The organism is Bradyrhizobium sp. BRP20 (assembly GCF_020194215.1).
Taxonomy (GTDB): domain Bacteria; phylum Pseudomonadota; class Alphaproteobacteria; order Rhizobiales; family Xanthobacteraceae; genus Bradyrhizobium; species Bradyrhizobium yuanmingense.
In genome coordinates this window covers 129,750-155,620 of the sequence record NZ_JADYVY010000009.1, presented here as the reverse complement: position 1 = coordinate 155,620, position 25,871 = coordinate 129,750, and the positions used below count along the sequence as shown (strand labels likewise).

The 25,871-nt window shown below is 59.3% G+C and carries 23 protein-coding genes and 1 tRNA gene; 14 read left to right on the top strand and 10 right to left on the bottom strand.

Annotation, left to right across the window (positions count from 1 at the left end; translation table 11 throughout):
• The first annotated feature begins 84 nt into the window (after nucleotides 1-84).
• Nucleotides 85-552: a nuclear transport factor 2 family protein gene (locus I6F33_RS21990; RefSeq protein ID WP_036024382.1), complete on the top strand. Its 468-nt coding sequence runs from the start codon at nucleotides 85-87 to the stop codon at nucleotides 550-552.
• A gap of 129 nt (nucleotides 553-681) precedes the next feature.
• Here the strand turns inward: I6F33_RS21990 and I6F33_RS21985 are convergent, their stop codons facing one another.
• The 3 genes from I6F33_RS21985 to I6F33_RS21975 form a co-directional block, all read right to left on the bottom strand.
• Nucleotides 682-1,479, bottom strand: coding sequence for an acyl-CoA thioesterase domain-containing protein (locus I6F33_RS21985; RefSeq protein WP_225142455.1), 798 nt, complete (start codon nucleotides 1,477-1,479; stop codon nucleotides 682-684).
• 181 nt (nucleotides 1,480-1,660) lie between these two features.
• Nucleotides 1,661-2,836 carry a tRNA epoxyqueuosine(34) reductase QueG gene (queG, locus tag I6F33_RS21980; RefSeq protein WP_225144143.1) on the bottom strand — a complete coding sequence of 392 codons (1,176 nt, stop codon included), beginning with the start codon at nucleotides 2,834-2,836 and terminating at the stop codon, nucleotides 1,661-1,663.
• Nucleotides 2,785-3,477 (bottom strand): glutathione S-transferase family protein, encoded by a 693-nt coding sequence (locus I6F33_RS21975; RefSeq protein ID WP_225144142.1) that lies wholly within the window; start codon nucleotides 3,475-3,477, stop codon nucleotides 2,785-2,787. The genes queG and I6F33_RS21975 overlap by 52 nt, the downstream gene beginning before the upstream one ends.
• A 169-nt stretch (nucleotides 3,478-3,646) precedes the next feature.
• Between I6F33_RS21975 and I6F33_RS21970 the strand changes: the two genes are divergently transcribed.
• From I6F33_RS21970 to I6F33_RS21960, 3 genes are all read left to right on the top strand, one after another.
• The gene (locus tag I6F33_RS21970; protein ID WP_225144141.1) at nucleotides 3,647-4,453 is read left to right on the top strand and encodes an undecaprenyl-diphosphate phosphatase; all 807 of its coding nucleotides are present in this window, start codon (nucleotides 3,647-3,649) and stop codon (nucleotides 4,451-4,453) included.
• A 200-nt stretch (nucleotides 4,454-4,653) separates the two neighbouring features.
• Nucleotides 4,654-5,979: an FAD-binding protein gene (locus tag I6F33_RS21965; protein WP_225144140.1), complete on the top strand. Its 1,326-nt coding sequence runs from the start codon at nucleotides 4,654-4,656 to the stop codon at nucleotides 5,977-5,979.
• A gap of 3 nt (nucleotides 5,980-5,982) precedes the next feature.
• Nucleotides 5,983-6,723 (top strand): SDR family oxidoreductase, encoded by a 741-nt coding sequence (locus I6F33_RS21960; RefSeq protein ID WP_225144139.1) that lies wholly within the window; start codon nucleotides 5,983-5,985, stop codon nucleotides 6,721-6,723.
• 189 nt (nucleotides 6,724-6,912) lie between these two features.
• Here the strand turns inward: I6F33_RS21960 and I6F33_RS21955 are convergent, their stop codons facing one another.
• Complete coding sequence (locus I6F33_RS21955; RefSeq protein WP_225144138.1) at nucleotides 6,913-7,878, bottom strand: complex I NDUFA9 subunit family protein; 966 nt, start codon at nucleotides 7,876-7,878, stop codon at nucleotides 6,913-6,915.
• 151 nt (nucleotides 7,879-8,029) lie between these two features.
• Here I6F33_RS21955 and I6F33_RS21950 point away from each other — a divergent pair.
• The 3 genes from I6F33_RS21950 to I6F33_RS21940 all read left to right on the top strand — a co-directional run bounded on the left by I6F33_RS21950 (nucleotide 8,030) and on the right by I6F33_RS21940 (nucleotide 11,401).
• Nucleotides 8,030-8,116: transfer RNA gene (locus I6F33_RS21950), tRNA-Leu, on the top strand.
• 88 nt (nucleotides 8,117-8,204) lie between these two features.
• The gene (locus I6F33_RS21945; RefSeq protein ID WP_225144137.1) at nucleotides 8,205-9,863 is read left to right on the top strand and encodes a tyrosine-type recombinase/integrase; all 1,659 of its coding nucleotides are present in this window, start codon (nucleotides 8,205-8,207) and stop codon (nucleotides 9,861-9,863) included.
• 272 nt (nucleotides 9,864-10,135) lie between these two features.
• The gene (locus I6F33_RS21940) at nucleotides 10,136-11,401 is read left to right on the top strand and encodes an adenylate/guanylate cyclase domain-containing protein (RefSeq protein WP_225144136.1); all 1,266 of its coding nucleotides are present in this window, start codon (nucleotides 10,136-10,138) and stop codon (nucleotides 11,399-11,401) included.
• 232 nt (nucleotides 11,402-11,633) lie between these two features.
• Here the strand turns inward: I6F33_RS21940 and I6F33_RS21935 are convergent, their stop codons facing one another.
• Nucleotides 11,634-12,062 carry a hypothetical protein gene (locus I6F33_RS21935; protein ID WP_225144135.1) on the bottom strand — a complete coding sequence of 143 codons (429 nt, stop codon included), beginning with the start codon at nucleotides 12,060-12,062 and terminating at the stop codon, nucleotides 11,634-11,636.
• A 119-nt stretch (nucleotides 12,063-12,181) separates the two neighbouring features.
• On the opposite strand from I6F33_RS21935, the gene I6F33_RS21930 reads away from it, so the two are divergent.
• Nucleotides 12,182-12,418, top strand: a complete 237-nt coding sequence (locus I6F33_RS21930) for a helix-turn-helix domain-containing protein (RefSeq protein ID WP_225144134.1) — start codon at nucleotides 12,182-12,184, stop codon at nucleotides 12,416-12,418.
• A 94-nt stretch (nucleotides 12,419-12,512) separates the two neighbouring features.
• Complete coding sequence (locus I6F33_RS21925; RefSeq protein WP_225144133.1) at nucleotides 12,513-13,376, top strand: hypothetical protein; 864 nt, start codon at nucleotides 12,513-12,515, stop codon at nucleotides 13,374-13,376.
• A 226-nt stretch (nucleotides 13,377-13,602) separates the two neighbouring features.
• Here the strand turns inward: I6F33_RS21925 and I6F33_RS21920 are convergent, their stop codons facing one another.
• The 4 genes from I6F33_RS21920 to I6F33_RS21905 form a co-directional block, all read right to left on the bottom strand.
• Complete coding sequence (locus I6F33_RS21920; RefSeq protein WP_225144132.1) at nucleotides 13,603-14,862, bottom strand: hypothetical protein; 1,260 nt, start codon at nucleotides 14,860-14,862, stop codon at nucleotides 13,603-13,605.
• A gap of 155 nt (nucleotides 14,863-15,017) precedes the next feature.
• Nucleotides 15,018-15,644, bottom strand: coding sequence for a hypothetical protein (locus tag I6F33_RS21915; RefSeq protein WP_225144131.1), 627 nt, complete (start codon nucleotides 15,642-15,644; stop codon nucleotides 15,018-15,020).
• 142 nt (nucleotides 15,645-15,786) lie between these two features.
• The gene (locus I6F33_RS21910; protein WP_225144130.1) at nucleotides 15,787-16,158 is read right to left on the bottom strand and encodes a hypothetical protein; all 372 of its coding nucleotides are present in this window, start codon (nucleotides 16,156-16,158) and stop codon (nucleotides 15,787-15,789) included.
• 46 nt (nucleotides 16,159-16,204) lie between these two features.
• Complete coding sequence (locus I6F33_RS21905) at nucleotides 16,205-16,642, bottom strand: hypothetical protein (protein ID WP_225144129.1); 438 nt, start codon at nucleotides 16,640-16,642, stop codon at nucleotides 16,205-16,207.
• A gap of 137 nt (nucleotides 16,643-16,779) precedes the next feature.
• On the opposite strand from I6F33_RS21905, the gene I6F33_RS21900 reads away from it, so the two are divergent.
• From I6F33_RS21900 to I6F33_RS21880, 5 genes are all read left to right on the top strand, one after another.
• Nucleotides 16,780-17,499, top strand: a complete 720-nt coding sequence (locus tag I6F33_RS21900) for a recombinase family protein (protein WP_225144128.1) — start codon at nucleotides 16,780-16,782, stop codon at nucleotides 17,497-17,499.
• Nucleotides 17,500-17,688: 189 nt separating this feature from the next.
• Nucleotides 17,689-19,245 carry a class I SAM-dependent DNA methyltransferase gene (locus I6F33_RS21895; protein ID WP_225144127.1) on the top strand — a complete coding sequence of 519 codons (1,557 nt, stop codon included), beginning with the start codon at nucleotides 17,689-17,691 and terminating at the stop codon, nucleotides 19,243-19,245.
• Nucleotides 19,242-20,387 (top strand): restriction endonuclease subunit S, encoded by a 1,146-nt coding sequence (locus tag I6F33_RS21890; RefSeq protein WP_225144126.1) that lies wholly within the window; start codon nucleotides 19,242-19,244, stop codon nucleotides 20,385-20,387. Before I6F33_RS21895 ends, I6F33_RS21890 begins: the two co-directional genes overlap by 4 nt.
• Nucleotides 20,387-23,563, top strand: coding sequence for a type I restriction endonuclease subunit R (locus I6F33_RS21885; protein ID WP_225144125.1), 3,177 nt, complete (start codon nucleotides 20,387-20,389; stop codon nucleotides 23,561-23,563). The genes I6F33_RS21890 and I6F33_RS21885 overlap by 1 nt, the downstream gene beginning before the upstream one ends.
• Before the next feature lie 70 nt (nucleotides 23,564-23,633).
• On the top strand, nucleotides 23,634-24,485 hold the full coding sequence (locus I6F33_RS21880; RefSeq protein WP_225144124.1) for a hypothetical protein: 852 nt from the start codon (nucleotides 23,634-23,636) through the stop codon (nucleotides 24,483-24,485).
• A 406-nt stretch (nucleotides 24,486-24,891) separates the two neighbouring features.
• Here the strand turns inward: I6F33_RS21880 and I6F33_RS21875 are convergent, their stop codons facing one another.
• Nucleotides 24,892-25,836 carry a hypothetical protein gene (locus I6F33_RS21875; protein ID WP_225144123.1) on the bottom strand — a complete coding sequence of 315 codons (945 nt, stop codon included), beginning with the start codon at nucleotides 25,834-25,836 and terminating at the stop codon, nucleotides 24,892-24,894.
• Nucleotides 25,837-25,871: the final 35 nt, after the last annotated feature.

The following is a 25,871-nucleotide window of genomic DNA, read 5'->3' as shown; positions in this document are numbered from 1 at the left end:
CTCACCCGAACGAAATGCGCGTCAACGAGCGGAGCTGGCCTCTCCCGCAAGGGGAGAGGGCATAACAACTGGGAGGCAACGCCAATGACCACCACCGCCATGCTGCGCGCCTTCTGCGATGCCGTCGAGCAGCGCAACGGCGAAGCCTTCGCCCAGCTGTTCACCGAGGACGGCGTCTATCACGATGTCTTCTACGGCGCCTTCGCCGGCCGCGCGAAGATCGCCGCGATGATCGACGACTGGTTCTACCGCACGGCGACCGATTTCCGCTGGGACATGCATGATCCCGTCACCGACGGCACCACGCTCTATGCGCGCTACACCTTCAGCTATAGATCGACCCTGCCGGAAGCAAACGGCGCGCGGGCGATGTTCGAGGGCGTTGCGATCATGACGCTGAAGGGCGGCAGGATCGCGAGCTATCACGAGGTCGCGAACACCGCGCCGGCGTTCGTCGATTTGAACTTCGCCCCGGAGCGGATCGCGAAGATCGTCGCCAAGCAGGGTGCCGAACTGAAGGCGCGGCCGGAGATGCAGCGGCATTTGGACTAGGTCGTCATTCCGGGGCGCGCGAAGCGCGAACCCGGAATCCATTTCAACTCTTGGCCTGCGGCCCGATGGATTCCGGGTCTGCGCCTGACGGCGCATCCTGGAATGACGACCGGAGAGAGGCGCGCGCTCCTACCGCTTCGACGGATTCACCATCGGCTTGCGCTGCGCCAGCGCGGCCACCGTCGCGGTGCCGATCGGACCCTGTTCGTCATAGAGCCAGCATTCGCCGATCGCGACGCCGTCGGTGGCTTGGTGGTTCACCACCTCGAAGCCGATCCACTCTGTCACGGGCAGGCGGTGCAGATAGATCGTGACATCGCTGTTGATGTAGCCGAGCCCCTGGTCGCCGGCATTGGCAAACGGGCTCGCAAAATCGGCGCCGGTGGCAACGCGGACGAACGGCGTCATCGGGGTGCCCGCGACGAGCTCACGCACCTCGCTCATCCACAATCTGCGCGGGCCGAGCGAGCCCATATGGCCGACGATCGGGCGTGTCGCCCATTTGCCGTTCATGCCGAGCCTGGGATCGGTCGGCTTGGGGATCTCGGCCGGCTTCGGTGCGTCCCAGTTCGGCGGCGACCAGACATTGCCATCGGGATTTTGCGTCTTGCGCAGCAGTTGGCACGAGGCGCGCGCCATGCTGACCCCGCCGGAAAAGAACTCCGCTTCCACCACGCGGATGCGCATGCCGTCGCGCACCAGCCGCGTCGTCACTTCAATCGGCTTGTCGATGGTCGGCAGCCGGAACATGTCGACCGTGAGCCGCGCCGGCACGAATTCGGGCCCGGAATGGCGCTCCTCGATGACGAAGCCGAGCAGGCCGACGATGACGCGTCCGTGCAGCGATTTCGGATCCCATGGACCGTTGGCGACTTCCGTCGGATGGAATGTATCGCCGTCGCGGGTGAAGAAAGGCATGCTTGTCATGACGCGCGAGATTGCGGGAATGGGCGGGGAAATCAAGGGTGGTGAGAGCATGTGCCAGCCACAACACGAGTGTCATCGCCCGGCTTGACCGGGCGATCCAGTACTCCGCGGCAGTTGTGATTGAATCGATAGGCCGCGGCGTACTGGATTCCCCGCCCTCGCGGGGAATGACTACGGTGAGCTAGGAAGCGGCGCGCCACTCCTTGCGCACACTCTCGTCGTGCTCGTTACTGATCGCAGCACCCTTCATCGCCTCAAACTCTTCGCGCGCCAGCAACTGGCCCAGCGCCCACACCGCCGCGCCGCGCACCAGCGGACTTGCGTCATCCAACAATCGCCGCGCCGCCTCAGCCAGCGCCACCTCGCCTGAGTTGCCGATCGCAATCAGCACATTGCGCACGAACCGGTCGCGGCCGATGCGCTTCACCGGCGATTTCGTGAACAGCGCACGGAAGGCCGCGTCGTCCAGCCGTGCCAGCTCAGCGAGCGAGGGCGCGCGCAACTCGTCGCGCGCGGCGAGTTTTGCCTCACGCCCCTCTTGCGCAAACTTGTTCCAGGGGCAGGCGGCAAGGCAATCATCGCAGCCATAGATGCGGTTGCCGATGCTCTTGCGAAACTCGTGCGGGATCGGGCCCTTGTTCTCGATGGTGAGATAGGAGATGCAGCGCCGCGCATCGAGCTTGTAGGGCGCTGGAAACGCCGCGGTCGGGCAGATGTCGAGGCAGGCCCGGCACGAGCCGCAATGATCGATCTCGGGTTCGTCGCGTGGCAGCTCCAGCGTGGTGTAGATAGCCCCGAGAAACAGCCACGAGCCGAACTCGCGCGAGACGAGATTGGTGTGCTTGCCCTGCCAGCCCAGATGCGCGGCCTGCGCCAAGGGCTTCTCCATCACCGCCGCAGTGTCGACGAACACCTTCACCTCGCTCGGCGCGGTCGCGACCAGCCAGCGCGCCAGCGCCTTCAGCCGCTTCTTGATGATGTCGTGATAGTCGTCGCCTTGCGCATAGACCGAGATCGCCGCGCGCGTGCGCTGCTTCAGGATCGCGAGCGGATCGGAATCGGGGCCGTAATTGACGCCGAGCATGATCACGCTGCGCACGTCGGCCCACAGCCCGCGCGGGTCGACGCGGCGCTCAGGCTGGCTGGCGAGCCAGTCCATGTCGCCATGGCCGCCCGAGGCGATGAATTCGAGGAAGTGTTTTCCGGCCGCATCGATCGTGCCGGGTGCGGTGACGCCGATGCAGTCGAAGCCGAGCGCGTGCGCTTCGCGCGCCAGCGCCGCCTTCAGTTCAGTCGGATCAAGGCTCAGAAATCCAGGTCCACATAGGTCCGCGACGCCGGCACGCCGGCCAGCCATTCGCTTAGCAGCGGACGGAACGACGGGCGGGATTTCACCCGCGCGTACCACGCCTTTGCTGCGTCGTCCTCGCTCCATGGCACGTCGCCCAGATAGTCGATCGCCGAGAGATGCGCCGCGGCGGCGAGATCCGCGTAAGTGATCCGGTCGCCGGCGAGGAAATTGCGGGTCTGCGCCAGCCAGCCGATATAGGCCAGATGATAGCGCACGTTGGCCTTTGCTGCGCGCATCACGTCGGCCGAAGGCGGCCCGCCGCCGTTCTCCTCGCTCATGAAGCGCTTGTAGATGCGCTCGGTGACGAGAGGATGCGAGACCTCCTCGAAGAACTTTTCGTTGAACCAAGCCATCAGCCGGCGCACCTCGACACGCTCGGCAAGCGTCTCCGGCATCAGGCGCTTGACGCCCATCCCGCCGCCATAGGCCTCGTCGACATATTCGGCAATGATCGCCGCGCCCGGAATCGGCGGCTGCTCGTCGTCCACCAGCACAGGCGTGGTGCCGGCCGCATTGAGCAGCAGAAACGCCTCGCGCCGCTCCCAGCTGCGCTCTTCGATCAGCTTCAGGTCGAGCCCGTATTCGCCCGCGATCAGGCGGATGAAGCGCGAATGCGGACAGAACGGATGATGAAACAGCGTAAACATGAAGCCTTTGACTATTTGATGGTGCTTAAGAATCCATCAATGTTTGTGCGGCGCCACACTAGCCCTTCAAAACCGCGAAGCAAGGGTGTGATTTGGCATTTTGCGATTGCGGCATGGGGTCGAATAGGCGAGAAGGGCCCCGCTTTTCCAGCCGAAATGGACCGTAAATATGTCAGATGCAATACGGGCAGTGATCCTCGGCATCATCGAGGGCGTGACCGAGTTCCTTCCCGTATCCTCGACCGGCCACCTCCTGCTCGCCGAGCGCTTCTTTCATCTCGGCGAAGGCGCGTTCTGGGATTCGTTTACGGTCCTGATCCAGCTCGGCGCGATTCTCGCGATCGTGGGGCTGTACTTTCGCAAGCTCTGGGACGTCGTGATCGGCCTGTTCACGGGCGATGCCTATGCGCGCCGCTTCGTGATCGGCGTGCTGGTCGCATTTCTGCCGGCCGTGATCGTCGGCCTCGTCGCCGGCAAATACATCAAGCTCCTGCTGTTCAATCCGTGGGTCATCTGCTTCACGCTGATCGTCGGCGGCGCCATCCTGCTCTGGGTCGACAAGCTCGAGCTCAAGCCGCGCGAGCATGATGCCACCAGATTTCCGCTCTTGATGTATCTCTATATCGGCATCGCGCAGTGCGTGGCGATGATCCCGGGCGTGTCGCGCTCCGGCGCCAGCATTGTCGCTGCGATGCTCTTGGGAGCTGACAAACGCGCGGCGGCGGAATTCTCGTTCTTTCTGGCGATCCCCACCATGATCGGCGCGTTCGCCTATGATTTCTACAAGAGCCGCGCCGAAATGACGATTGACCACATTAACATCGTCGTGATCGGCTTCGTGGTGTCCTTTATCACCGCGATCATCGTGGTGAAGACATTCCTGACCTACGTCACCCGCCACGGCTTCGTGCTGTTCGCCTGGTGGCGCGTCATCGTCGGCACCCTCGGCCTGATCGCGCTGGCGCTGGGACGGTAGGCTTTATTGCCCATAGCCCGGATGGAGCGAAAGCGTAATCCGGGATCGTGCCACAAGGCGCTGCCGGCCCCGGATTGCGCTGCGCTCCATCCGGGCTACGCGGCCGCGCAATCTCGCTCGCGCCTTCAACGCAATATAAGCTTTTGCTCGGTACTCAGTTTCTCCATGCCGGGCGGCGCGCCCGACACAGGAGCTGAACCATGACCCTCGTCAGCGGCTGGGGGCGCTTCCCGGTCGTCGATACCGAGATGCTGCGTCCGCGCGCGTTCGCGGCGGTTGCCGACGCCGTCGTGTCCGGCACCGTCGCGCGCGGCAATGGCCGTGCCTATGGCGATGCCGCGATCGGCGCCGTCAGGACGGTGACGATGACGGGCTTCGACCGCATCAGGTGGTTCGATCCCGTGACCGGCCGCATCCGCCTCGAGGCCGGCGTGCTGCTCTCGGACCTGATCGAGACTTTTGGCCCGCGCGGCTTTCTGCCCTTCGTGCTGCCTGGCACGCGCTTCGTCTCGATCGGCGGCGCCATCGCCGCCGACGTGCACGGCAAGAACCATCATTGTGAAGGCGGTTTCGGCCGCTACGTCGACGCCATCCTGCTGCGCACGGGCGGGGGCGAATTGATCGAGGCCACGCGCGAGCAGAGCTCCGATGCATTCTTTGCGACGATCGGCGGCATGGGCCTGACCGGGGTCATCCTCGAAGCGACCTTGCGGCTGCGCAAGGTCGAAACGGGGTGGATTCGCGAGCGCGTGATCTCGGCATCCGATCTCGATGCCGCGATGCGCGCGCTCGATGCAGGCGATGCCGCGACCTATTCGGTGGCGTGGATCGATTGTGCCGCGCGCGGCAAGGATCTCGGCCGCTCGCTGATCTATCTCGGCGAGCACGCCGGCAAGGACGAGCTCCCTGCCGGCGCCGCGGCGTTTCCCGCCGGCAAGCATCCCGGTCTTGGCGTGCCCATCGATTTGCCCTCGATGACGCTGAACCGCTTCAGCATCCGCGCCTTCAACGAGCTGTACTACCGCATGGGCGCGCGCCGCGCCGGGGGCAGCCATGTGGTCTCGCTCTATCCCTATTTCTTTCCGCTCGACAGCCTTGCCGACTGGAATCGCATCTACGGCAAGCGCGGCTTCCTGCAGCATCAATGCGTGATCCCTGAGAACGGCGCGCGCGACGTGCTCGGCGAGATCCTCGATCGTGTCGCGCGGCGCGGCGATGCCTCCTTCCTCGCGGTGCTGAAGAAGCTCGGCGAGGGCGAGGGCATCCTGTCGTTTCCGCTGCCCGGCTACACGCTGGCGCTGGATTTCCCTGTGCGCGGCGACATCCTGAATTTTCTCGACGAGATCGACCGTCTCGTTGTCGCGGCCGGTGGCCGGCTCTATCTTGCCAAGGATGCACGCCAGTCGCGCGAGACGCTCGAAGCCGGCTATCCCGCCCTGCCGCGCTTCAACGCGATCCGCAAAGCGCTCGACCCCGCCGGCAACATCCGCTCCAAGCTTTCACAACGTCTGTTCGATGAGGTCTAGGCCGTGACGTCGCGCAAGTCTGTACTGGTGCTGGGCGGCTCATCCGACATCGGCCGCGCCACGGCGCGCGCCTTTGCCAAAGCGGGATACGATGTGGGGCTCGCCGGCCGCGACGTCGGCGCGCTGGAGCCTGACGCCGCCGATCTTCGCGCGCGCTACAATGTCGAGGTCGGTGTTCACACATTCGACGTGCTCGACACCGCCTCGTTCGAGGGCTTCGTCGGCGGCCTGCCCGCGCTGCCCGATGTCGTCATCTCGATCGTCGGCCTGCTTGGTGTGCAAGAGAGCGCGCAGAGCGATCTCGCCCAGGCCACCGCGATCATGCGCTCCAACTACGAAGGTCCGGCGCTGATCCTCGGCCTGTTCGCGGAGAAGTTCTTGGGCCGCGGCAGCGGCACGCTGGTCGGCGTGTCCTCGGTCGCCGGCGATCGCGGCCGCGCCTCCAACTATGTCTATGGCTCGGCCAAGGCCGGCTTCTCCGCCTTCCTGTCCGGCCTGCGCGCCCGCGCCAGCCGTGGCGGCGTCCACGTCGTCACGGTCAAGCCCGGCTTCGTCCGCACCAGGATGACCGAAGGCATGAAGCTGATCGGCCCGCTCACCGTCGAAGCCCCCGTCGTCGGCGCTGCGATCCTTCGCGCCGTCGAGAGCAAGACCGACATCGTCTATGTCAGCGGCAGATGGCGTCTGGTGATGCTGATCATCAAGACGCTGCCGGAAGCGGTGTTCAAGAAGCTGAAGTTTTGAAAGTCGTGTAACAGGCCAGTCTTCGCTCCAGCGACAGTGCACCCCCCTCGCCCCGTTCTTACGGGGAGAGGGTTGGGGTGAGGGGCCTCTCTCCGCACGAGCGGTCTTCGAGAGACCTGTACCCCCTCACCCGGATTGCTGCGCAATCCGACCTCTCCCCGCAAAGCGGGGCGAGGTAAAGAAGATCCCTCACACGCTCATGCGCTGGAACTGGCCCTGCGGGCGGAAGCGCCAGAGATATTGCGGGGCGATCGCTTCCAGCGAGTCGGCCTGGATGCCGAGGCCCTCCAGCGTCAGCCCAGCCGCCTTCGCCGCGTCCGACACGATATTGTCGCGCTCGAGCAGCGTGACCTGGTCCGGCGTCAGCTTGAACGCGCCCGGCGCGAATTGCAGGAAGTTGGCCTGGAAGCGGGCGAGGCCGAACGTCAGCGGCACCAGCATGCGCTTGCGGTCGGTGATTTCGAGGATCGCCTCGATGATCTCGCGCATGGTCAGCACTTCCGGCCCGCCGAGCTCGTAAGTGGCGCCCGCCTTGGCTTTGCCGTCGGCCGCATCCGCGATCGCGCTGGCGACGTCGCCGACATAGACCGGCTGCATCTTGGTCTCGCCGCCGATCAGGGGCAGCACGGGCGACATCCGGGCCAGCGCGGCAAAGCGGTTGGTGAACTGGTCCTCGGGGCCGAACATCACGGACGGGCGGAAGATCGTGGCGGAGGGAACCGCGGCCAGAACCGCGGCTTCGCCGGCCGCCTTGGCCCTGGCATAGCGTGAGGGCGACTGCGCATCGGCCCCGATCGCCGAGACATGCACCAGCGCGCTACCTGCGGCGGCCGCCGCCTTGGCGACGGTCTCGGCGCCCCTGGCCTGGACGGCGTCAAACGTCTGCCCGCCGCTCTCGGTGAGCACGCCGACCAGATTGATCACGACATGCGAATCACGCAGCGCCGCCTCAACCGAGGCCGGATAGCGCAGATTCGCCTGCACGGTGTGGATCTGCCCGACCCGGCCGAGCGGCTGCAGGTATCCGGCGAGTTCCGGCCGCCGCACCGCGACCCGAACCCGGTAATCCCGCTTGCACAGGGCGCGGACGACGCTGCGGCCCAAAAACCCAGATCCGCCGAAAACCGTGACCAGCGTGTCCAGATTCGATGCCATGGGAGCCATTCCTGCGGAAAAGAGTGCGTCTTGTCAGGCTTGTATCGGGCCGGTTTGCGATGCGCAATCGGCATCCCGACCCCGGCCTCACGCATGAATTGACAACGGCGTCACCGAACCGTAGTAACCGCCTCCGTGCCCCAAACGGCATGCCCAGGTGGTGGAATTGGTAGACGCGCTGGCTTCAGGTGCCAGTGGCTTAACGGCCGTGAAGGTTCGAGTCCTTTCCTGGGCACCATGCTTTTCTGGATTGCAAACAAATCCAGATAGATAAGCCCTTTCAGAGTGTTGCGTTGGCCCCGACTGTGTAACAATGGGGTGTAACATTGCTGTTCAGGGTTGTTCGGCCGATGCGCCGGGACGGGTCTCAAAACAAGTGGTTCGCTCAGCGCATCCCTGCTGATGTCCGCCGCAAAGCAATCGGCGTCGAACTCGCAATCCCGCTAGGCAATAGCTTCGTTTTCGTGACGCCCAGCGAGAGTACCCAAGCCATTCGTTTCTCCCTCCGCACTGCCGATCCCAGTGAGGCCAAGACGCGTAACGCCATTGCGGCGGCCTATCTGGAGGGTGTCTGGCAAGCTCTCCGCAATGATGCCCCCGTGCATCTGAGCCACCGACAGGCGACGGCCTTGGCGGGCGAACTTTATCGCGTTTGGGCGGACAGCGAGAGCCGGGCCCGGAGTGTCGCCATGGTGCACACTCCCGGAGTTGGCTGGGCGCCAGACACCGACAGCCAGGACGAGCAGGAAGCGCAATGGGCGGCCATCGTCGCAATGTGGGAGAAGGTCGGCAAGGATGGCGACTCCAAGCACTTGGAGAAGCCGCTTGGCCCAATCGTGGACCGCCTCTTGCTGACCAAGGGCATTCGCCGCGCGGACAGCGAATCGCGCGCCATGTTGCTCGTCGCTTTTTGGATGGCGTTGCGAGACGCCTTCATGAGCCGTCAGCGCAATGCGGAAGGGGACTATGCGCCGGACCCCAAGGCCGCCCGCTTTCCGGAGTGGCAGGCACCTGAAGGTGCGCCGAAGGAGAAGCAAAAGCGGGAGCCCTCTAAGAACTCCCTCACCGGGCTCGTCGAAGACTGGTGGAAGGAAGCCAAGCAGGCTGGCCGCAAGCAGAGCACCTACGAGAGCTATCGCAACTCAATGGCTCGCCTCGTGACGTTCCTGAAGCACGACATCGCCAGTCGCGTGACGCCTGACGATATCGTTCGTTTCAAGGACTATCGCGTGCAGAGCGGGGTGAGCCCCAAGACCGTGAAGGATAGCGACTTGGCGGGGATGAAGACGGTGTTTGGCTGGGCGGTGGTCAATCGGCGGCTGCCCAGCAATCCGGCCGAAGGGGTCACCATCAAGGTCGGCAAGTCGCGCAAGCTCCGGTCCAAGGGCTTCTATGATTCAGAGGCTATCGCCATTCTGAAGCATGCCCGCGAGTTCGTGCCCGGCCGGGAGGCTCCGAAGCTGGCGGCCGCCAAGCGGTGGGTGCCGTGGCTATGTGCCTTCACGGGGGCCCGAGTGGGCGAGATGATCCAGATTCGGAAGGAGGACCTACGGCGCGAAGGCAAGCTCTGGGTGTTGCATGTGACGCCCGAGGCGGGGCCGGTGAAGACGGATGAAGCACGTGATGTCGTGCTCCATCGGCAGGTCATCGAAGAAGGCTTTTTGGAGTTCTCTGAGACGTCGAAGGGCGGCTATCTCTTCATCGACCCCAAGGCCGGAGAGTTAGGCGTGCGCAACGCGGTCAAGACGGCGCGTAACAAGGTCAATGAGTTTGTACGTGAGGTGGTGAAGGATAAGAACGTTGATCCGAGCCATGGTTGGCGCCATCGCTTCAAAACGGTTGGCATTGAGCAGAGCATTGAGACGCGCGTTCTCGATGCCATTCAGGGGCATGCTCCGCGTAATGTCTCGGAGGGCTATGGCGACGTGACCACTAAGGCAAAGGCGAACGCCATAGCTCGGTTTCCGGCCATCGAGGTCGAATAGCGGGCGAAGCAGACAAACCCTTTGGGCCTGTAAGGGTCTCAATGAGACCTCGCTGCTTTGTCCCACTCGCAGATATAGAGACAAATATCTCAGGATAGCGTGTTTTGTCAGGAGTTTTAGAGCTGCGTAATACGCTCCGAAGCATGGCGATCGGAATCCAAAGGCGGCTTCGGCAACAGCCGCGCGGAAGTAGATTCAAGCTGGCGGCCTATTCTGGCGCCGGCATCTTATGCTTAGATACATTGCAACGTACTCACCTAGGAGAAAGCTCGTTGACCGCAGCACGCACCGACCGACGACTGGCCGCGATACTTGCGGCTGATGTCGCCGGCTATAGCTTGCAAATGGGAGTGGATGAAGAAGGCACATTAGCCCGTTTGAAGGCCGTACGAAAAACTCTCATTGATCCTACGCTCGTTCAGCATCGCGGCCGAATATTTAAGACCACGGGAGACGGGCTGCTGGTTGAGTTTGCAAGCGCGGTGGATGCGGTGCGTGCGGCTGTCGATATTCAACGAGCCATGGCAAAACAAAACGGGGCCGTGTCAAAGACGCAAAGGATTGAGTTTCGTATCGGGATTCATCTTGGGGATATCATTATTGATGATGACGATATTCTGGGGGACGGCGTGAATATCGCGGCGCGGCTGGAAAACAGTGCTGAACCTGGAGGCATTTGCGTTTCCGGTGCTGTGCACGACCAGGTTCGCGACAAGTTGTCGTTCCCCTTTGCTGATCTCGGTGAAAAAACGCTGAAGCACATCGCGCGGCCGATTAAGAGCTACGGTATTGCGGCCAAAGACATGGTCCAGCGGAAAGAAATGCAAAAGGATGACAAGATCGCTAAGCCGATTGTGGTCATCGTGACTGGGGCTAGAAGTCGAATCGGGAAAACGACTGTAGCCAAGACATTATTGGACTATTGGACCGCCAACCAACTTTCCTTCCGGATTTTCGACGCAAGTGGGTCTGCTAATAACGGTCTGGCTCGCTTCCACCCAGAAGTTACGCGCGTCGTTGATCTAACATCGGTCGACGACCAAATGGCCGTTTTTGACACCCTTCATAAAGGGCCAAAGATCACCTTAATTGAAATCGGAAGCGATCAAGTGATCACCGTCCTCAGGACCTTGGACCGCATAGGTTTCATCGCAGCGGCTAACAGTGGAGCGATCGACTTCAAGTGCCTGTATGTCTACGATGAGAAGGAGCCAAATTTTTCCGACGTTCGGAGTTACTTTAAGGATGGTTTTTTTCATCCGGTCTTTAATGAGTTGGCAAGCCACAACCCGGCAGACCTTGAGAAAGCGCGATCTGCGTCCGGGAATATCGCAATCCCCGCTTTGCCCAAGCAAGCAATAGGAAGCGCTGAAAACGAATCCGTTGGCTTTTTAACGTACGTTGCCAACAAATTGCCGAACGGCGCAGCCGCAGATTACTCCTTCGTTTTGCGCGGCTATGTTAGAGCTTGGTTGGCCGAGATATGGACCTATTACGACAAGGTGGAAATGTGGAAAAATTCAAAGGTGTCAAAGTAAGTGCTCTAGAGCAACGGATGCGCGGGTTTGCAACTTGATGCGCCGCTAGTTCGGAAGCAGTCTGGACGCAGTGGCGCGGAATTGCTGCCGCAGAATAAGGCTTCCCGCATGAGTCCTCAGCATGCGCTGTAGGGAGATAGACAAGCAACCGCAGCGGCAAAGCTCGATTGAGGTTCGCCTCGGGTCACAAGCGGCCCTGTCACTTACCTGTAAGCCAACATCGACCTAGCCATTAACGCGTGTTCGCATATTCAGTAGCTGCCGCTTTACAGGCCTCCATCTTCGAGCAAGCAAGCACAGCGCCATCCCGCAAGGCATTCTCGTACGAATCGTCTCGGTGGTTCGCGTGAAGATATGCCCCGAGCAAGGCTGCAGCGACCAAGACCACGACGTAACGGGCCCGCTCCAAAATCAACCGCGCTCTGAGGTTCTTCTGAATGCGAGTGACCGTCGCCAAGAATATGGCCGGTGTGCTCACGAGGAGGATGGCAACTCGAACGCTGGCCGAGTCGATATCCAGCCGGTTGAGAACCTCATGTTCGAACCAGAGGCAGAGCGCGATGAGGCTCCAGATGGTGGCCCAGTAGCTGGCCATATCGAAGAGAACCTTGATGGGGTCGTCCTCACGCAACTTTGGGGCGGTGCCCTCCGTGCTGGTCATTGTGCGTTCCTTCATTGCTGCTCGGGACCGATTGTAGACGATAGTCATCACTTCTCAACCGAAGAAATGGGACTCATAGTCCGTAGACCCAAAGTCATCATGACGGCCTGCTACAGGGCATGGATGACGAGACAGGGATCGTTGATGTGGTGGCAAGGGCCGTGCGGAAGGCCCGTAAAGGTCTCGGGCTGTCCCAAGAGGATTTGGCCCTAGAGGCGGGGCTAGATCGGACCTACGTCAGTCAGGTGGAGCGGGGCACCCGCAACTGCACCATCATCGTCCTGGCCCGCTTGGCTCGCGCTCTGAAGACGACCCCTGACCGGTTGCTCGTCTCCCAAAAGAAGGGCCGGTCTTAGAGCCGAATCCGTCCGGTGCGGGGCCGATGATTCTGAGCACGGGCCGCCAGGATGTGGCTCACGAGAGCTGCCAATCTATGGAGAGAGACTGCGCATGACGGTTGTTATTTGTAAACGCTTCGACGAGACGATCGTCATACTCTCGGATACGATGATCTCGGACGCAGATTCTGGGCACAGCAACGCACTGCCGGGTCGTCTGAAGGCAATCGTCGTCGCAGACTTCATTTCGATTGCATATGCAGGACACTCGGATCCTGCTCTGCATGCTATTCGGCAAACCCCCCATGCCTACTTGAAGGGCGGAGTGCCAGCGGTGCTGGAGGCGCTTCGCGCATTCACGAGCTCTGGCGACCACGATGTTGATTTTGTCGTGGCCTCGCACAACCCCACTGCGGAATTACACCGAGTTTGGAGTGGACGAGTGTCAGACCCTTTGGAGGAGGCCTGTATAGGCAATAGCTCAATCCTATCCGAGGTCTTGAGGCGATTCTCGCCTAGTGGCGAAGCGAAGACTGATGCTAAGGCGTTTCAGGCTGCCTTTCTTGAGGCCTTCACTGATCCTCGCGTTTTTTCGGGAAGCGGGGTTGGCGGCTTCCCAATAGTCTTGGAAGCTCGACCCGAAGGACACATCTACAAGGGCCACACTTTTAATGTTTCTTGGAAGCCAATCGAATTCATACCTGGCGCAACAATCTATGAGGATGAAAACGATCTCTTAACAGGTGAGTGGAGTTTTCGGCACGATATTCTAACCACTGAGCGATCTGGTCTGGCCGTTCTCGCAGCTGAGGTGCCGCAGGCGAAAATTGGCTTCGTCTATGCTCCTTTGATTGAGGACGATCCCGCTCCCGTTAAGCTTCTTGGCACAGACGAAAAGTGGACACAGAGTCAAGGCCGAATGCACACTGCCATGCGGCAGGCGCTAGAGGATACGATCGCAAGACTCCTTGCCTAGGATAGAGTAATGGCCGGAGCTGCACATACAACGTACTGGACCCCCCCCTCAGCGAACATTTGGGTCCTTGGTCGTGGTCGATGAGTAAATGGGGGCTGCTACTCTTAGATGGGGGGTGAGCGATCATCCTCCCTTCAAAGAAGCCCACCGAGGAGGCACCCGCTAAGCCCCCCCCTCTACTGCTCCTCCATTAGCGGAGGCATAAGGGGTTAACTCATTGTCATCACTACCAAAATGTGGTCGAAACAATCGCGCAGGGGGAGCCCGTATCACGCGTGAAAATGGCCTGCATCTCCTTTGCTGCAACATCGGCTTTGGATTTCGCGACCAGCACCGCATCATGGAGTGGCAATGCGGTAATCCCAGCTTGGGCGAGGTAAGTAATGACCTCGATGAGCATGTCGCTCTCTATGCGCATCAATTGAAATCCCAGGCCGGCACCGAACAAATGCTTGATGGGCTCGTGCATCGCTTCAAGCAATTCAATGGCCTCCCGCAGTTTTGTGCCGGCAGGAAAATGCTGGCGCGTGTCTTCCGGCCAGTTCCTCAGCTGCCCGTTCGTGAATAGCAACGCGTTCATCAGCTTTTTCCAACCATCCCGTCCAGTGCCGTCTCCGGCCACGTTGTAGATGTCGCCCTGAGGCTGGGCCTCCCGGGCTCGCACATAGGCAAGCCGTGGAAAGAGTTGCCTATAATCGACGTTGGCGATGTGCTCGCCGTCAATCCGGATGCGGCCTCGCTCGGCTCTCTCCATCGACATCCAAAAGCCGCCGGCGAGACGGCCGCCGTGCTGCCACGTGCCATTGTTGAAGATGCGCCGAAGCGAACGGCGATACGGAGCAATGATATGCCCATCCTTACCTAAGGAGAGGCCCGTATTCCGGCCGGTGATCTCGATATCTGCCTCGTGCAGGAATTTATTTATGTACCGGACTTGGTTCGCGAACTTGCGAGATTGAGCAGTTTCCCGAAAGGCGATAGCGGCGGCGTGCCCGCCTGCGGCCTTACCTTCCTTTAGGATGACCAATCTAGGGTCATCGATCTGTTGGATGCCTCGCCACTCCGGTGGAGCTAGCGGCAGATGCTGGCCGAGGCCATCTGTTGGTCCGATGAGCGATGGCATTCTGGACTTGGCGGAGATCCTGTAGCCGCGCCGCTCCTCCGCAATGAGGCCCAGCGATGCCATCAGGTGGATAGCCGTCAAGAAATGCTGCCCATAAACGGGCCTTAAGTTGGCCTTGCCTTGCCACAGAAAGGCGTGCGAGCGAGGTACAGCAAGCTTGGCATCAGTGCCGGTGGCCTTCAGGAGGATGAGGTTGCAGGCAAGCGCCTCAACGGCCGCTTGGAAGTTTTTCCGATCTACGTCCTTCCGCGCCCGCTTGCGGAGGCCCATAGCGGTCTCGCGTGCTAGAAGAGTGCCGGTCAGCTGCGTGACTGCACTCTGCAGGTCCACGCTCTTCGCGCGAAGCTGAGGATCGAACATCATACAGACCGGCTTAGGAATCATCAGAGGATTGGGTGGTATGTTGTGGCAGGTGTCCAAAGTGACCTGCTCTTACATCGATTATTGACGTACCGCTGAGGTCGAACCTGATCTCTCGATAAAACGCGCGACATCAAAAAACTCTGACGCCTGCGGCCTTAACCCAAAGCCTTTCGCCGCCGGCGCCCATAGAGCTTCTTATGCCTTAGCACACCGGCGAGATGCTTTTCGATGACCCACTCGCACGTCCCTTCAAGCATCTGCCCCATCAAGCGCAATACGGGACCAGATGACCGAGGATAGGCACGGGCTTTGGACCGGTGCTCGCGGCCCTGAGAGTCATAGATCACCCATCCTGTACCGCTAGCCAAACGGTGGACAGCCTTGCAGACTTGCACTGTACGAAACTCTTTCGACCGGTGCCCCTTCTGATCGGCAAGTGCGGTCACAGCTAGGACGATTGAGAGAATGCGCTGGGGCTTAACGTTGGCGGCTCTGAGCCGAGCTAGACCGATCTTCGCCCGCTTGGCGGCCGACATGCCTTTCAGCCGCGTGGCAATCTCGACCGGTCCAGATTCGTCCAGCGCAGACTGGAGCGCCGCAATTGCCGCGACGATAAACTTATCAGAAGCTGCTCGCAGCCGGACGTAAGTGGTCGCTGCTGAAAGATAGGGCTTCAGCTCGGCCGCCGTGTAGGTCCTGAACCAATAGCTTCCGTGTCGAGCACGGTGTTCAACGTGTCTGCGACAATGATGCGGTGCCAACCCCGCACGGACGGCCTTCATAGTTGGCCGCCCGCAGCCTGGGATCAAGCAGATGGAAGTGGAAAAAAGCGGGCCGAGACGGATGCGCTCCTTCAAGGCCCGACTTCGCTCGTAGCGGTCAGTCATTGCAAGCTGATTTTTTGCTGCCATTTTTTAAGGGACGTCACTCCTCATCTTCGACTGGCAAACAAATTGGAAAACCCATCTTTGACTTAAGTTGCCGGATTTTGCGCCGGGCCTCCTCAAAGAGCTGCCTCTTCGCAGTCCGCATTTCGCTTACGACCAGGTTCTCTAAGCACACCAAGTCGCGACCCGCGATAACCAGTTCATAGTGGGGCTTCCTAGAAATCCCGGCCGGTGCAAATGGGCCAGATGGGGTTCGGTCTACCCCGAGCGCAGCCGCTATTGCTTCGAGCCTGTCGGGATAGGCCGACTTGAATTTTGCAAAAGTCTTCAGGCCTTTGATTCCGATTTGGCCGAAAGAGTCCATGACGCCGGCCAGCCAAATGGCGTCTTTTTTAGTAGGGGCTGACATATTGTTTCCTTTTTACTCGAGCGCTCAATGCGCATTTCGATTGCCGCTATTCAGCGCGGCGAGAGAGAATGTTGCGTGTCGGGTCTTTTCGAATTTCGTCTATGAAGTGGTCCTTTCCTTCTTCGTCGGTGTATCTCCAGTTCAGCCAAGCATTTTCGGTGCCGCCGGGATTCACCGACTGAGATAACTTGTTGAGCGAGTGGTACGATTTCCCTGTTGAGGGCACGAACCATCGATCCCGCTCGGCGATCGCCTCGTATTTTCGTCCTTTGTAGACGCGGAATATCCGCATCCCTTCGGGGAAATGTGCGCCGCTTCGCTCATCGTAAAACCCGCCCATTCGCCCCCCGCTATGAGCAACTGCCGCGGGAGCTGGAGGAAGCTTGAAAACTCGACGCAAGATAGCGTCTTCAGTCTCGTCTCCTTCTTTGTGGGCCTTCCAGATGGCGGCGAAGACGTCGCTAGAGACCGTGATGGTCTTCATATCCTTCCTCTCTGCGAAAACTAGTTCCTCAGAAAGTAGTAGTAAATATAGTTTCTGCAAGGTAGTGTGTGCGAAACTTTCAGTCGAAGTCGAAATTCCAAAACGGCCTAACGACCATTGCGCGGGGATGGATAGACGTGAAAGAGTTCAAGCTTGTGGCTTACATGCGCGTGTCTACGCAGAAGCAGGGGCGGAGCGGGCTTGGCCTAGAAGCCCAAAGGGCCGACATAGAGAAATTCGCGCTGGGGAGGGGCGGGCGGATCGTCGCTGAATTCACCGAAGTCGAAAGCGGCAAAAACAGCGAACGTGGCGAGCTGCTGAAGGCCATTCGTCATGCGAAGATTACAGGAGCGACCCTGGTCATCGCTAAACTCGATCGGCTTTCGCGCTCGGCTTCATTCACGCTGACCTTGCGTGATAGCGGGGTGAAATTTCTTTGCTGTGACATGCCCGAAGCCAATGATCTGACGATTGGAGTGCTGGCCGTGGTTGCCCAGGCAGAAGCGGAAGCCATCTCGCGGCGGACACGCGATGCTCTGGGAGCAGCCCGAAAGCGCATTGCCGAAACGGGGCAGCGGTCACGTCCGGAGATCAAGCGCCTAGGCAACCCGAATGGGGCAGAAGCGCTGCGTCGGGCGCAGAAGGGTAACGCGGCGGCGGTCGCCTGTATACGCCATTCCGCCGATCAGAGAGCGAAGGACCTCGAATCCGAAATCAGAGCCATCCGCGAAGGCGGCGCGGTAACGTTGGCGGCGATTGCGTCGGAACTCAATAGGCGGGAGATCGTGACACCGCGTGGCCGGAAATGGCACGCTTCGTCAGTGGCAAATCTGGAGCGTCGTCTAAAGGCCCAGTAACGAGAGGCGACTCTGCCTAGGGGGTACGGGGGAAGCCCGAATGCCGTTGCCACCAGGTCACCTCTTGCATTTGTGACCCTTCGCGGAATTAGTCCGGAAGAGCGCCAGCCTCGGAGCTATCCGACTTGGCGTGTCGCCTCTAGATTGTGTAACGTGCTGCGTCTGCTTCGCACGACTTCTGGGGGATCAGTGCCGACCGACCTGCGAGACTTTTCATCGCGCCTATTCAAGGCCGCGGACCAGCTATGGACCAACACCGATCTTCGACCTGACCAATATGCTCAGCCCGTGCTGGCTCTCATTGCATTGCGTCAGATGGAGGCGAAGTTCGAACAGATTCACTCCGTGCTGGCTCCGCAATACAAGGGCCGTCTAAAGCCCGCTCCCGAAGACTATCAGGCAAGAGGCGCGGTGTTCCTGCCGGATAACGCTCGCCTGTCGCGTCTTCTTGCGTTGCCCGGAACGGCGGACTTGGGGGCCGAGCTGAATGCGGCCATGAAGGCTATCGCGGAGAACAACCCCGATCTCGCGGGCGTGCTCCCGCAGGGCTATGCGGGCCTCCCGAATGATGTGTTGCAGGAACTCTTGCGGCTGCTTGCCCCGCTGAAGATCGAGGGCGATGCCTACGGCCTCATCTTCGAATACTTCATGGGCCAGTTCGCTTCCAATTACATGCAGAAGGGCGGTGAGTTCTTCACGCCCGCTTCCATCGTCAGACTCATCGTTAATATAATCGAGCCCTATCATGGCGCGATCTTCGATCCAGCCTGTGGCTCCGGCGGCATGTTCACCCACTCGGCGCAGTTTGTCGCTCGTCACCATAAAGAGCCATCGAAGGAAATCAGCATCTACGGCGTGGAGAAGATGTCCGACACGCTGAAGCTCTGCCGGATGAACCTCGCGGTGCATGGATTGTCCGGGGAGATTCGTGTTGCGAACAGCTATTACGACGACCCCCACAAGCTGATCGGTCGATTCGACTTTGTCATGGCAAATCCACCGTTCAATCAGCCGGAGGTGGATCGCGCCAAGCTGGTCAACGATGCGGGCAAGGTCGATGCCCGTTTTCCGCTTGGGCTGCCCACCGTCAACAACGCCAACTACATCTGGATCAACCTGTTTTATGCCGCGCTGAATGAGAAGGGCCGCGCTGGGTTCGTCATGGCCAACAGTGCGTCGGATGCCAGCAGCGAACTTGAGATCAGAAAAAGGCTGATAGAGACCGGTGCAGTGGACTGCATCGTAGCGGTCGGCCCGAATATGTTCCTCACCGTCACCCTGCCGGTCACGCTATGGTTCCTTGACAAGGGAAAATCAAAAGGCCCGCGCGGCGATCAAGTTTTGTTCGTCGATGCACGTCATATTTTCCGACAAATCGACCGGGCGCATCGCGCGTTCGATCCCGACCATATTGAGTTTCTCAGCAACATCGCCCGTCTCTGGCGTGGCGAGGAGATCGAGACGGAAGCCGGTAGCGGGCCGCGCCTTGCCCAAGCCTTTCCAGGCGGCAAATACAACGACGTTGCAGGCCTTTGCAAGGCAGTATCGCGGAAGGAGATCGAAGCGGAGGAGTGGAGTCTCAATCCCGGCCGCTATGTCGGCGTTGCCCCGGGGGAAGCGCAGGATGATGGGCAGTTCAAGGAAAAACTGGAGGCGTTGCAGGAGGAGCTGGAAGGTCTCAACGCTCAAGCGGCTCAGCTGCAGGCGCGGATTGCACAAGACGTAGCGGAGCTGTTGGACACATGAATGATTGGCAGCGCATTCGGCTTGGTGACGCGATTGAGCTATTTGATCACATTCGCGTCCCGCTGAATTCAAGAGAGCGAGAAACTCGGCCCGGCCCGTTTCCATACTATGGGGCACAGGGTGTCATCGACCACATTGATGGATTTCTCTTCGAGGGACGCTATCTGCTCATCCCTGAAGACGGGGAAAACCTTAATAGCCGGAAGCAACCTATTGCTTTCTTCGCGGAAGGAAAGTTTTGGGTAAACAATCATGCACACATTGTGCGAGCTCGAACCGGCGTTGCCGATGATGTTTTTCTAAAGCAGTGGCTCAATAACGCCGACATTCGCCCATACGTCACCGGAGCGGCGCAGCCTAAACTCTCTCAAGCGAACCTCAGAAGAATCGAAATCTTACTACCGCCTCTTCACATTCAATGTCGTATTGCATCCATCCTTGGAGCGTATGACGAACTAATCGAGGTTAATCGACGGCGGATTGCTTTGCTTGAGGAAATGGCGCGGCGATTGTTCGAGGAATGGTTTATCCACTTCCGCTTTCCGGGACATGAAGACATCGCGTTGGTCGAGACGCCGGACGGGCCGTTGCCAAAGGGCTGGCAACGTTGTCCTTTAGAAGAAATGCTTGTGTTACAGCGTGGCTTCGATCTCCCTAGTTCAAAAAGGAGGGAGGGGCCTTATCCCGTCATTTCTGCATCGGGAAAGCACGGCACGCACTCGGAGGCGAAAGTTCAAAGTCCAGGAATCGTGACAGGTAGGTCCGGTACAATCGGCAATGTGATGATAGTTCATGAAGATCATTGGCCGCTAAATACCACATTGTACATCAGGGAGTTTCGTAAAGCGCCGCCGGCCTATGCGTTACATCTCCTGCGCGGTCTCGATCTCGCTTCTCGTCGTGGGGGCGCAGCAGTTCCGACGCTGAACCGTAATCATCTTCACAATGTTCCGGTCGTCTGTCCGCCGGCTGATCTTATCGCTCGATATGAACGGGTGGCGCTGACTCAGCTTAGAGCCGCTCATGTAATGCAACAACAGCAAGTCGCCTTGGCAGCGTCTCGTGATCTGCTCCTTCCCCGCCTAGTCTCCGGCGAACTCTCCATCGGAACCGCCGAGCGAGAATTGGAGGCGGTGGCCTGATGACGCCAGCGGGCTCCGGCAAATCTCTTTCTAGCGTCATCACCAGCGAGGATGAGCTGGTTGAGACGCCGGGCCTCGGCCTCTTGGAGGAGATCGGTTGGAGCCGCACCGATCTGATGGATGAGGAGCCAGGGCCGGGTAATCCAACCGGACGCCTGTCCTTCCGCGAATTCGTGCTGCCCGCGAGACTTCGTGCCGCGCTCCGCCGACTTAATCCATCGATACCGGACGAAGCATTGCGACAGGCCGAAACAGAATTCACGACGAATCGCTCCGCGATGCTGCCGATTGCCGCCAACCGCGAAGTCTACCGGCTTTTGCGGGATGGCGTTGTCGTGCAGGTGAAGCAGCTGGACGGCTCCCTAAAGGATGAGCGTGCCTTTTTCATGGACTGGGTGAATCCCTCAGCCAACGATTTTCTGATGGCGTCTCAGGTCTGGATCGAGAGCCCGCTCTATTCGCGCCGCCCGGATGCCATCGGTTTCGTAAATGGCATTCCTTTGCTGCTGATCGAATGGAAAGACATTACCAAGCCGGTACAAGAAGCCTTCGAGGCGAACTTGCGGGACTATCGTGACACGATCCCGGGACTATTCGATTTCAACGGCTTCGTCATTCTTTCAAATGGTCTCGAAGCTCTGATGGGGCCGAGCCATGCAGAGTTCGAAACCTTCGCGCCGTGGAAACGCTTGGAGGAAGACGGCCCGGAGAGCGTCGCGCTGGAAACGATGCTTCGCGCCACCTGCGAGCCGACGCGCTTTCTCGACCTGGTCGAAAATTTCCTGTTGTTCGATGATGCGAAGGGCGGGCTCCGCAAGGTCGCTGCCAAGTACCATCAGGTGCTAGGCGTCAACCGCGCCATAGAAGCCGTAGAGGAGATCGGCGAGAACCGTGGACGGCTCGGTGTGTTTTGGCACACCCAGGGCAGCGGCAAAAGCCTGTCTATGGTGATGTTCGCGGAGAAGGTGCTGCGGAGATTTGGCGGTAACTGGACCTTCGTGATCGTCACCGACCGGCAGGAGCTGGACGGTCAGATCGCGGAGAATTTCGCGACCACGGGGGCGTTGACTAAGCACGTGAAGGACTGTCAGGCGCAGAGCCGCGCTCACCTGCGCGAGCTTCTCTCCGGGCAGGAGCGCTACATCTTCACGCTCATTCATAAATTCACTACAGCGGACCGCGAGCCGATGCCTGTGCTTTCGGACCGCAGAGACATTATCGTCATCACCGACGAGGCGCACCGCAGCCAGTATGACCAGCTTGCGGCGAACATGCGCCGGGCGCTCCCCAACGCGGCATTTATCGGCTTCACCGGCACGCCACTGATTGCCGGGCAGGAGCAGAGGACCAAGGAAGTCTTCGGCGACTACATCTCCGTATACAACTTCGCCCAGTCCATCGCCGATGGCGCAACCGTGCCGCTCTATTACGAGGCGCGAAAGCCCGAGTTGCAGCTCGCTGCCGATGAGCTGAAGGACGAACTGGACGACCTGCTGGATGAGGCGGCACTTGACGAGGAGCAGGAGAAAAAGCTCCAGCGAACCTTTGCCACGCAATATCACCTCATTACCCGCAATGACCGTTTGGACGAGATAGCAAGAGATTTAGTCCGCCATTTCGCGGCGCGGGGCTATCTCGGCAAGGGCATGTTCGTGGCCATCGACAAGGCCACGGCCGTTCGGATGCACGACAAAGTAAAGGCCGCATGGACGGACGAGCTGAGGGCCCGCGACGCGCAACTTACGAAAGCATCCGACCTGGAGCGCCCGGCGCTTGCCGAACGGCTGGACTGGATGCGCTCCGTGGACATGGCGGTTGTCGTTAGCCAGTCGCAGAACGAGATTGACGATCGCAAACAGAAAGGTCTCGACATCCTACCGCACCGCGAGCGGATGCAAAGGGAAGACCTTCAGACGAAATTCAAGGACGCGAACGACCCGCTGCGGCTCGTGTTTGTCTGTGCGATGTGGATCACCGGCTTCGATGTGCCCACTTGCAGCACAGTTTATCTCGACAAGCCCATGAAGAACCACACGTTGATGCAGACCATCGCGCGAGCCAACCGCAGGGCTCCAGGCAAGAATGCAGGCGTCATTGTGGATTACGTGGGCGTGTTCCAGAGTCTGCAAAAGGCACTCGCGATCTACGCCACAAAAGGCAGCGGCGGCGACTCGCCGATCAAGGATAAGCAGACACTGGTCGATGCGCTGGAGGTTGCATTGAAGGCGGCCCGCGAGTTCTGCTCCACCGTGGGAGTGGAGGTAGACGCGATCTACAAGGCCGAGAAACTTCAGCGACTGGCGCTCATCGGGCAGGCCGTGGAAGAGCTCGTCGCACCAGATGATCGCAGGCGCAGTTTCTTCCGTTTGGTGAGCGCGGCGGAGCGGGCCTACAAGGCCTTGCTGCCGGACGAGCGGGCGACACCTTATCTGAAGCCGGTTGCGGCGCTTCACGTCCTTGCAGAAGCGGTTCGCGGCAAGCTCGGTCCGGTGGACATCTCGGCAGTCGCAGCAACGATCGAAGCGCTGCTAGATGAAAAGATCGAGGGTGTAGCGATCACGGCTCCGATTATCGAGGGCGACGCGGCAGCCGGGCGCGTCGATCTCTCTGCTATCGATTTTGAGAAGCTCGCTAAGCTGTTCGCCAAGCAGCCCCGCACGGCCACCGAGGCGCTGCGGGAGCAAGCCGAAGACACAGCCCGCAAGATGGCGGTACAGAATCCTTTGCGTGTGCGATTCGTCGAGAAGCTAGAGAAGTTGATTGAGCAATATAATCTCGGGAAGCTAGATGTGCAGGCGTTCTTCGAAGCCTTGAAGGCGCTCATTGCGGCGATGGACGAAGAGCAGCGCCGGGCCGCGCGGGAAAATCTCACCGAGGATGAACTAGCAGTTTTCGACCTCCTGACAAAACCCGAGCCGAAGCTGACTAAGGCGCAGGAGGCCGCTGTAAAGAAAGTAGCGCGAGACCTGCTGGAAAAGTTACAAGATCAACTCGGCATCGACGACTGGCAGGTCAAGCAGCAGACGCGCGCTGCTGTTCAAAGCACCATCCGGTTCACGCTCAACGAACTCCCTGAAGAGCCATACCCCGAAGCAATTTGGAAAGATAAGGTGGACGCGGTGTGGGCGTTTATTTTTTCGAGGCGGAGTGAGGTAAGCGGATCGGCTCGGAGCTAAGCGTCACGAATCACTCGTGTTCGCCACGGTAGTGGTACAACGATCTTTGCTATGAATAGACGGAGTCACTATGGCCGCGCGGCGCGACCCGCTAGCTTTACCTGAGTGGCATGCGCTCCATCGGGAGGCGACATTGGTAAGTCAATTGATTGGTGCGGGCACGACCGCCCTCGGCCGTGCTAGCTATGCTTCAAGGTTCGGGGATTATTACACTGCGTTCTTCGGGCTTTCGATCGGCATCGAACGTTTGGCAAAGCTGATTCTGATTGCAGATTACGTTCTTGAACATTCTGGGAAACTTCCGGACCAGGCGGCCGTCAAGCGATATGGGCACAAGCTCGGGATGCTGGTCGAAGAGGCGGATCGGATTGCTAAGAAGCATAATCTTAAGCTTGAGACGCCCAAGCCGGACGGACCAATCCCCAAAGCCATCATCTTATGCCTAGATGCTTTTGCTGATGCTTCAAAGGGCCGCTATGCGAATTTTGAGGCCATCGGAAATCCGGCGTTCAATCCCGCAAATGAGCCGGTCGCAATGTGGTGGCGCGAGGTTGTCGAGCCAATTCTTAAAAAGCACTATCGGGGCACCCGAGCAGAAGCGGGCGTAAAGGCGAGGGCTCAAGTCATCGACGCCATGATTGGCGGCATGTCCTCGGTGAACTTCTTCGATGAAAGCGGCGGCACCATGGATAACGTAGCGACTGCCTCCGAGCGAACGGGGCAGACTAGATGGGCGCAGAAATACGGACGGTTTTACACTCTCTCAATTGTAAGATGGTTGTCCGAGGTCTTTTCTGTGCTCACCCAAATCAATGGTTACAAGTTCGGTTTGGAGGTGCTTTTCGGCCATTATGAATTCTTCAACACCTACCGAGTCGATGACAACTTCTTGCTGACTCGCAGGAACTGGCCGCTCTCGTAAAACGGTCCACGGGGATGTTTGCCTTCCTCTGACTCCGCGACGACTTCCATCTGTTCGCGCGCGAGGCGACCTACTTGTCCTCCATTGTCACGACTGTTCACCTGCGAAACGCGCGGCTGCATACTGCGAGCTTCGCCCTGAAAAGTTGCCTTACGGCGCATTCCCTCGGTGATTTAGCTGTGCTGCAGCATGTGACGCCTTCCGCACAGAGCGGACAATATATCAGCTGTCGATTGGCGGATGGATCGCCATCAACACTCAGGGTTCGCCTCGCCGTCAGCTCAAACTGCTTCAATTCGGTCTTCGGTGAGGACGAGAAGTCCGCCAGTGCCCCTTATCGGATAAAGTTGCCGGCAATTGGAGACCTCCGCTTTAGCGGGCTGAGCATACCTTGGGAAGCCACCGCTCATTCACTAGCTGCCGCCGAACCCAACTGCGAAAAGCGTCGGCCAAATATCGCAAGCATGAGACAAAACGAGATAAGAACTGAAGTCGAACGATCTAGAATGGGCTGCACACCGAGCGACACCCATGGCAAAGGGAGCCCATGAAAAAGCCAATTGCTCATCGCGATGGTCATAGTGGAGATCAGTCCTAGACTGCTGTGCAGCAATAGGACGAAGAACAGTACAACCATCAAAGGTGTTGTGGTGGCACGTGGGAATCTCCAGCCACAGGCCCAAAGGATTCCGAAAAGGGTTACAAGCTGTAGCGAATGCTGAAGCAGCTTACCGGCATCTAGCCTAATTACGTTACCTAACGTGAGTGAAGTTGGGCGCGCGGAAACGGGAAACTCGGCTGGACTAAAAGTATATAGGGGCGGGATAGACGCAAGATAGAAATCAACTAGCGGTGGAACCGCCACTAAAATGAAAAATGCAAGAAAACGAGTTCTGGGTATTCGGGTGATAGTTTCTAGAATAGAGGCCAGTTTCGCTCGGAAAATAAGTTTGAGCACAATGTACCAGATAAAGATCGCCGGAAGACCAACTAAGATGCGCCCTGCTTGCTTGAAGCCGTATGTGAGCACCACAAAGAAAAATGAAATGGACTCCGGTGTGTAGGACAGGTTGTCAAGAGCAAGCGCTGACATGGCCGTCAAATACAAGGACCCACGCGATGAAGAAAGAAAATCGCGATAATGATAGATGTAGAAAATGGCGCCTAACACCGGAGCGATAGTGCAGGCTGCACCGAGTCGCTGATAGTGCTCAGAATGTTGATCGGAAGTCGTATCAAGCATGGGGACTAGAAATCCCAACATGGGAGGAGGCGCAGCGCAGACTACTGCGATGACGCCAATAACGGCGATCCCCCGGAACGTTGGACGCTCAGTATTGATCTCGCCCATTGATTTTATGGTCCACCTCAGCGGACTCGGTAAGT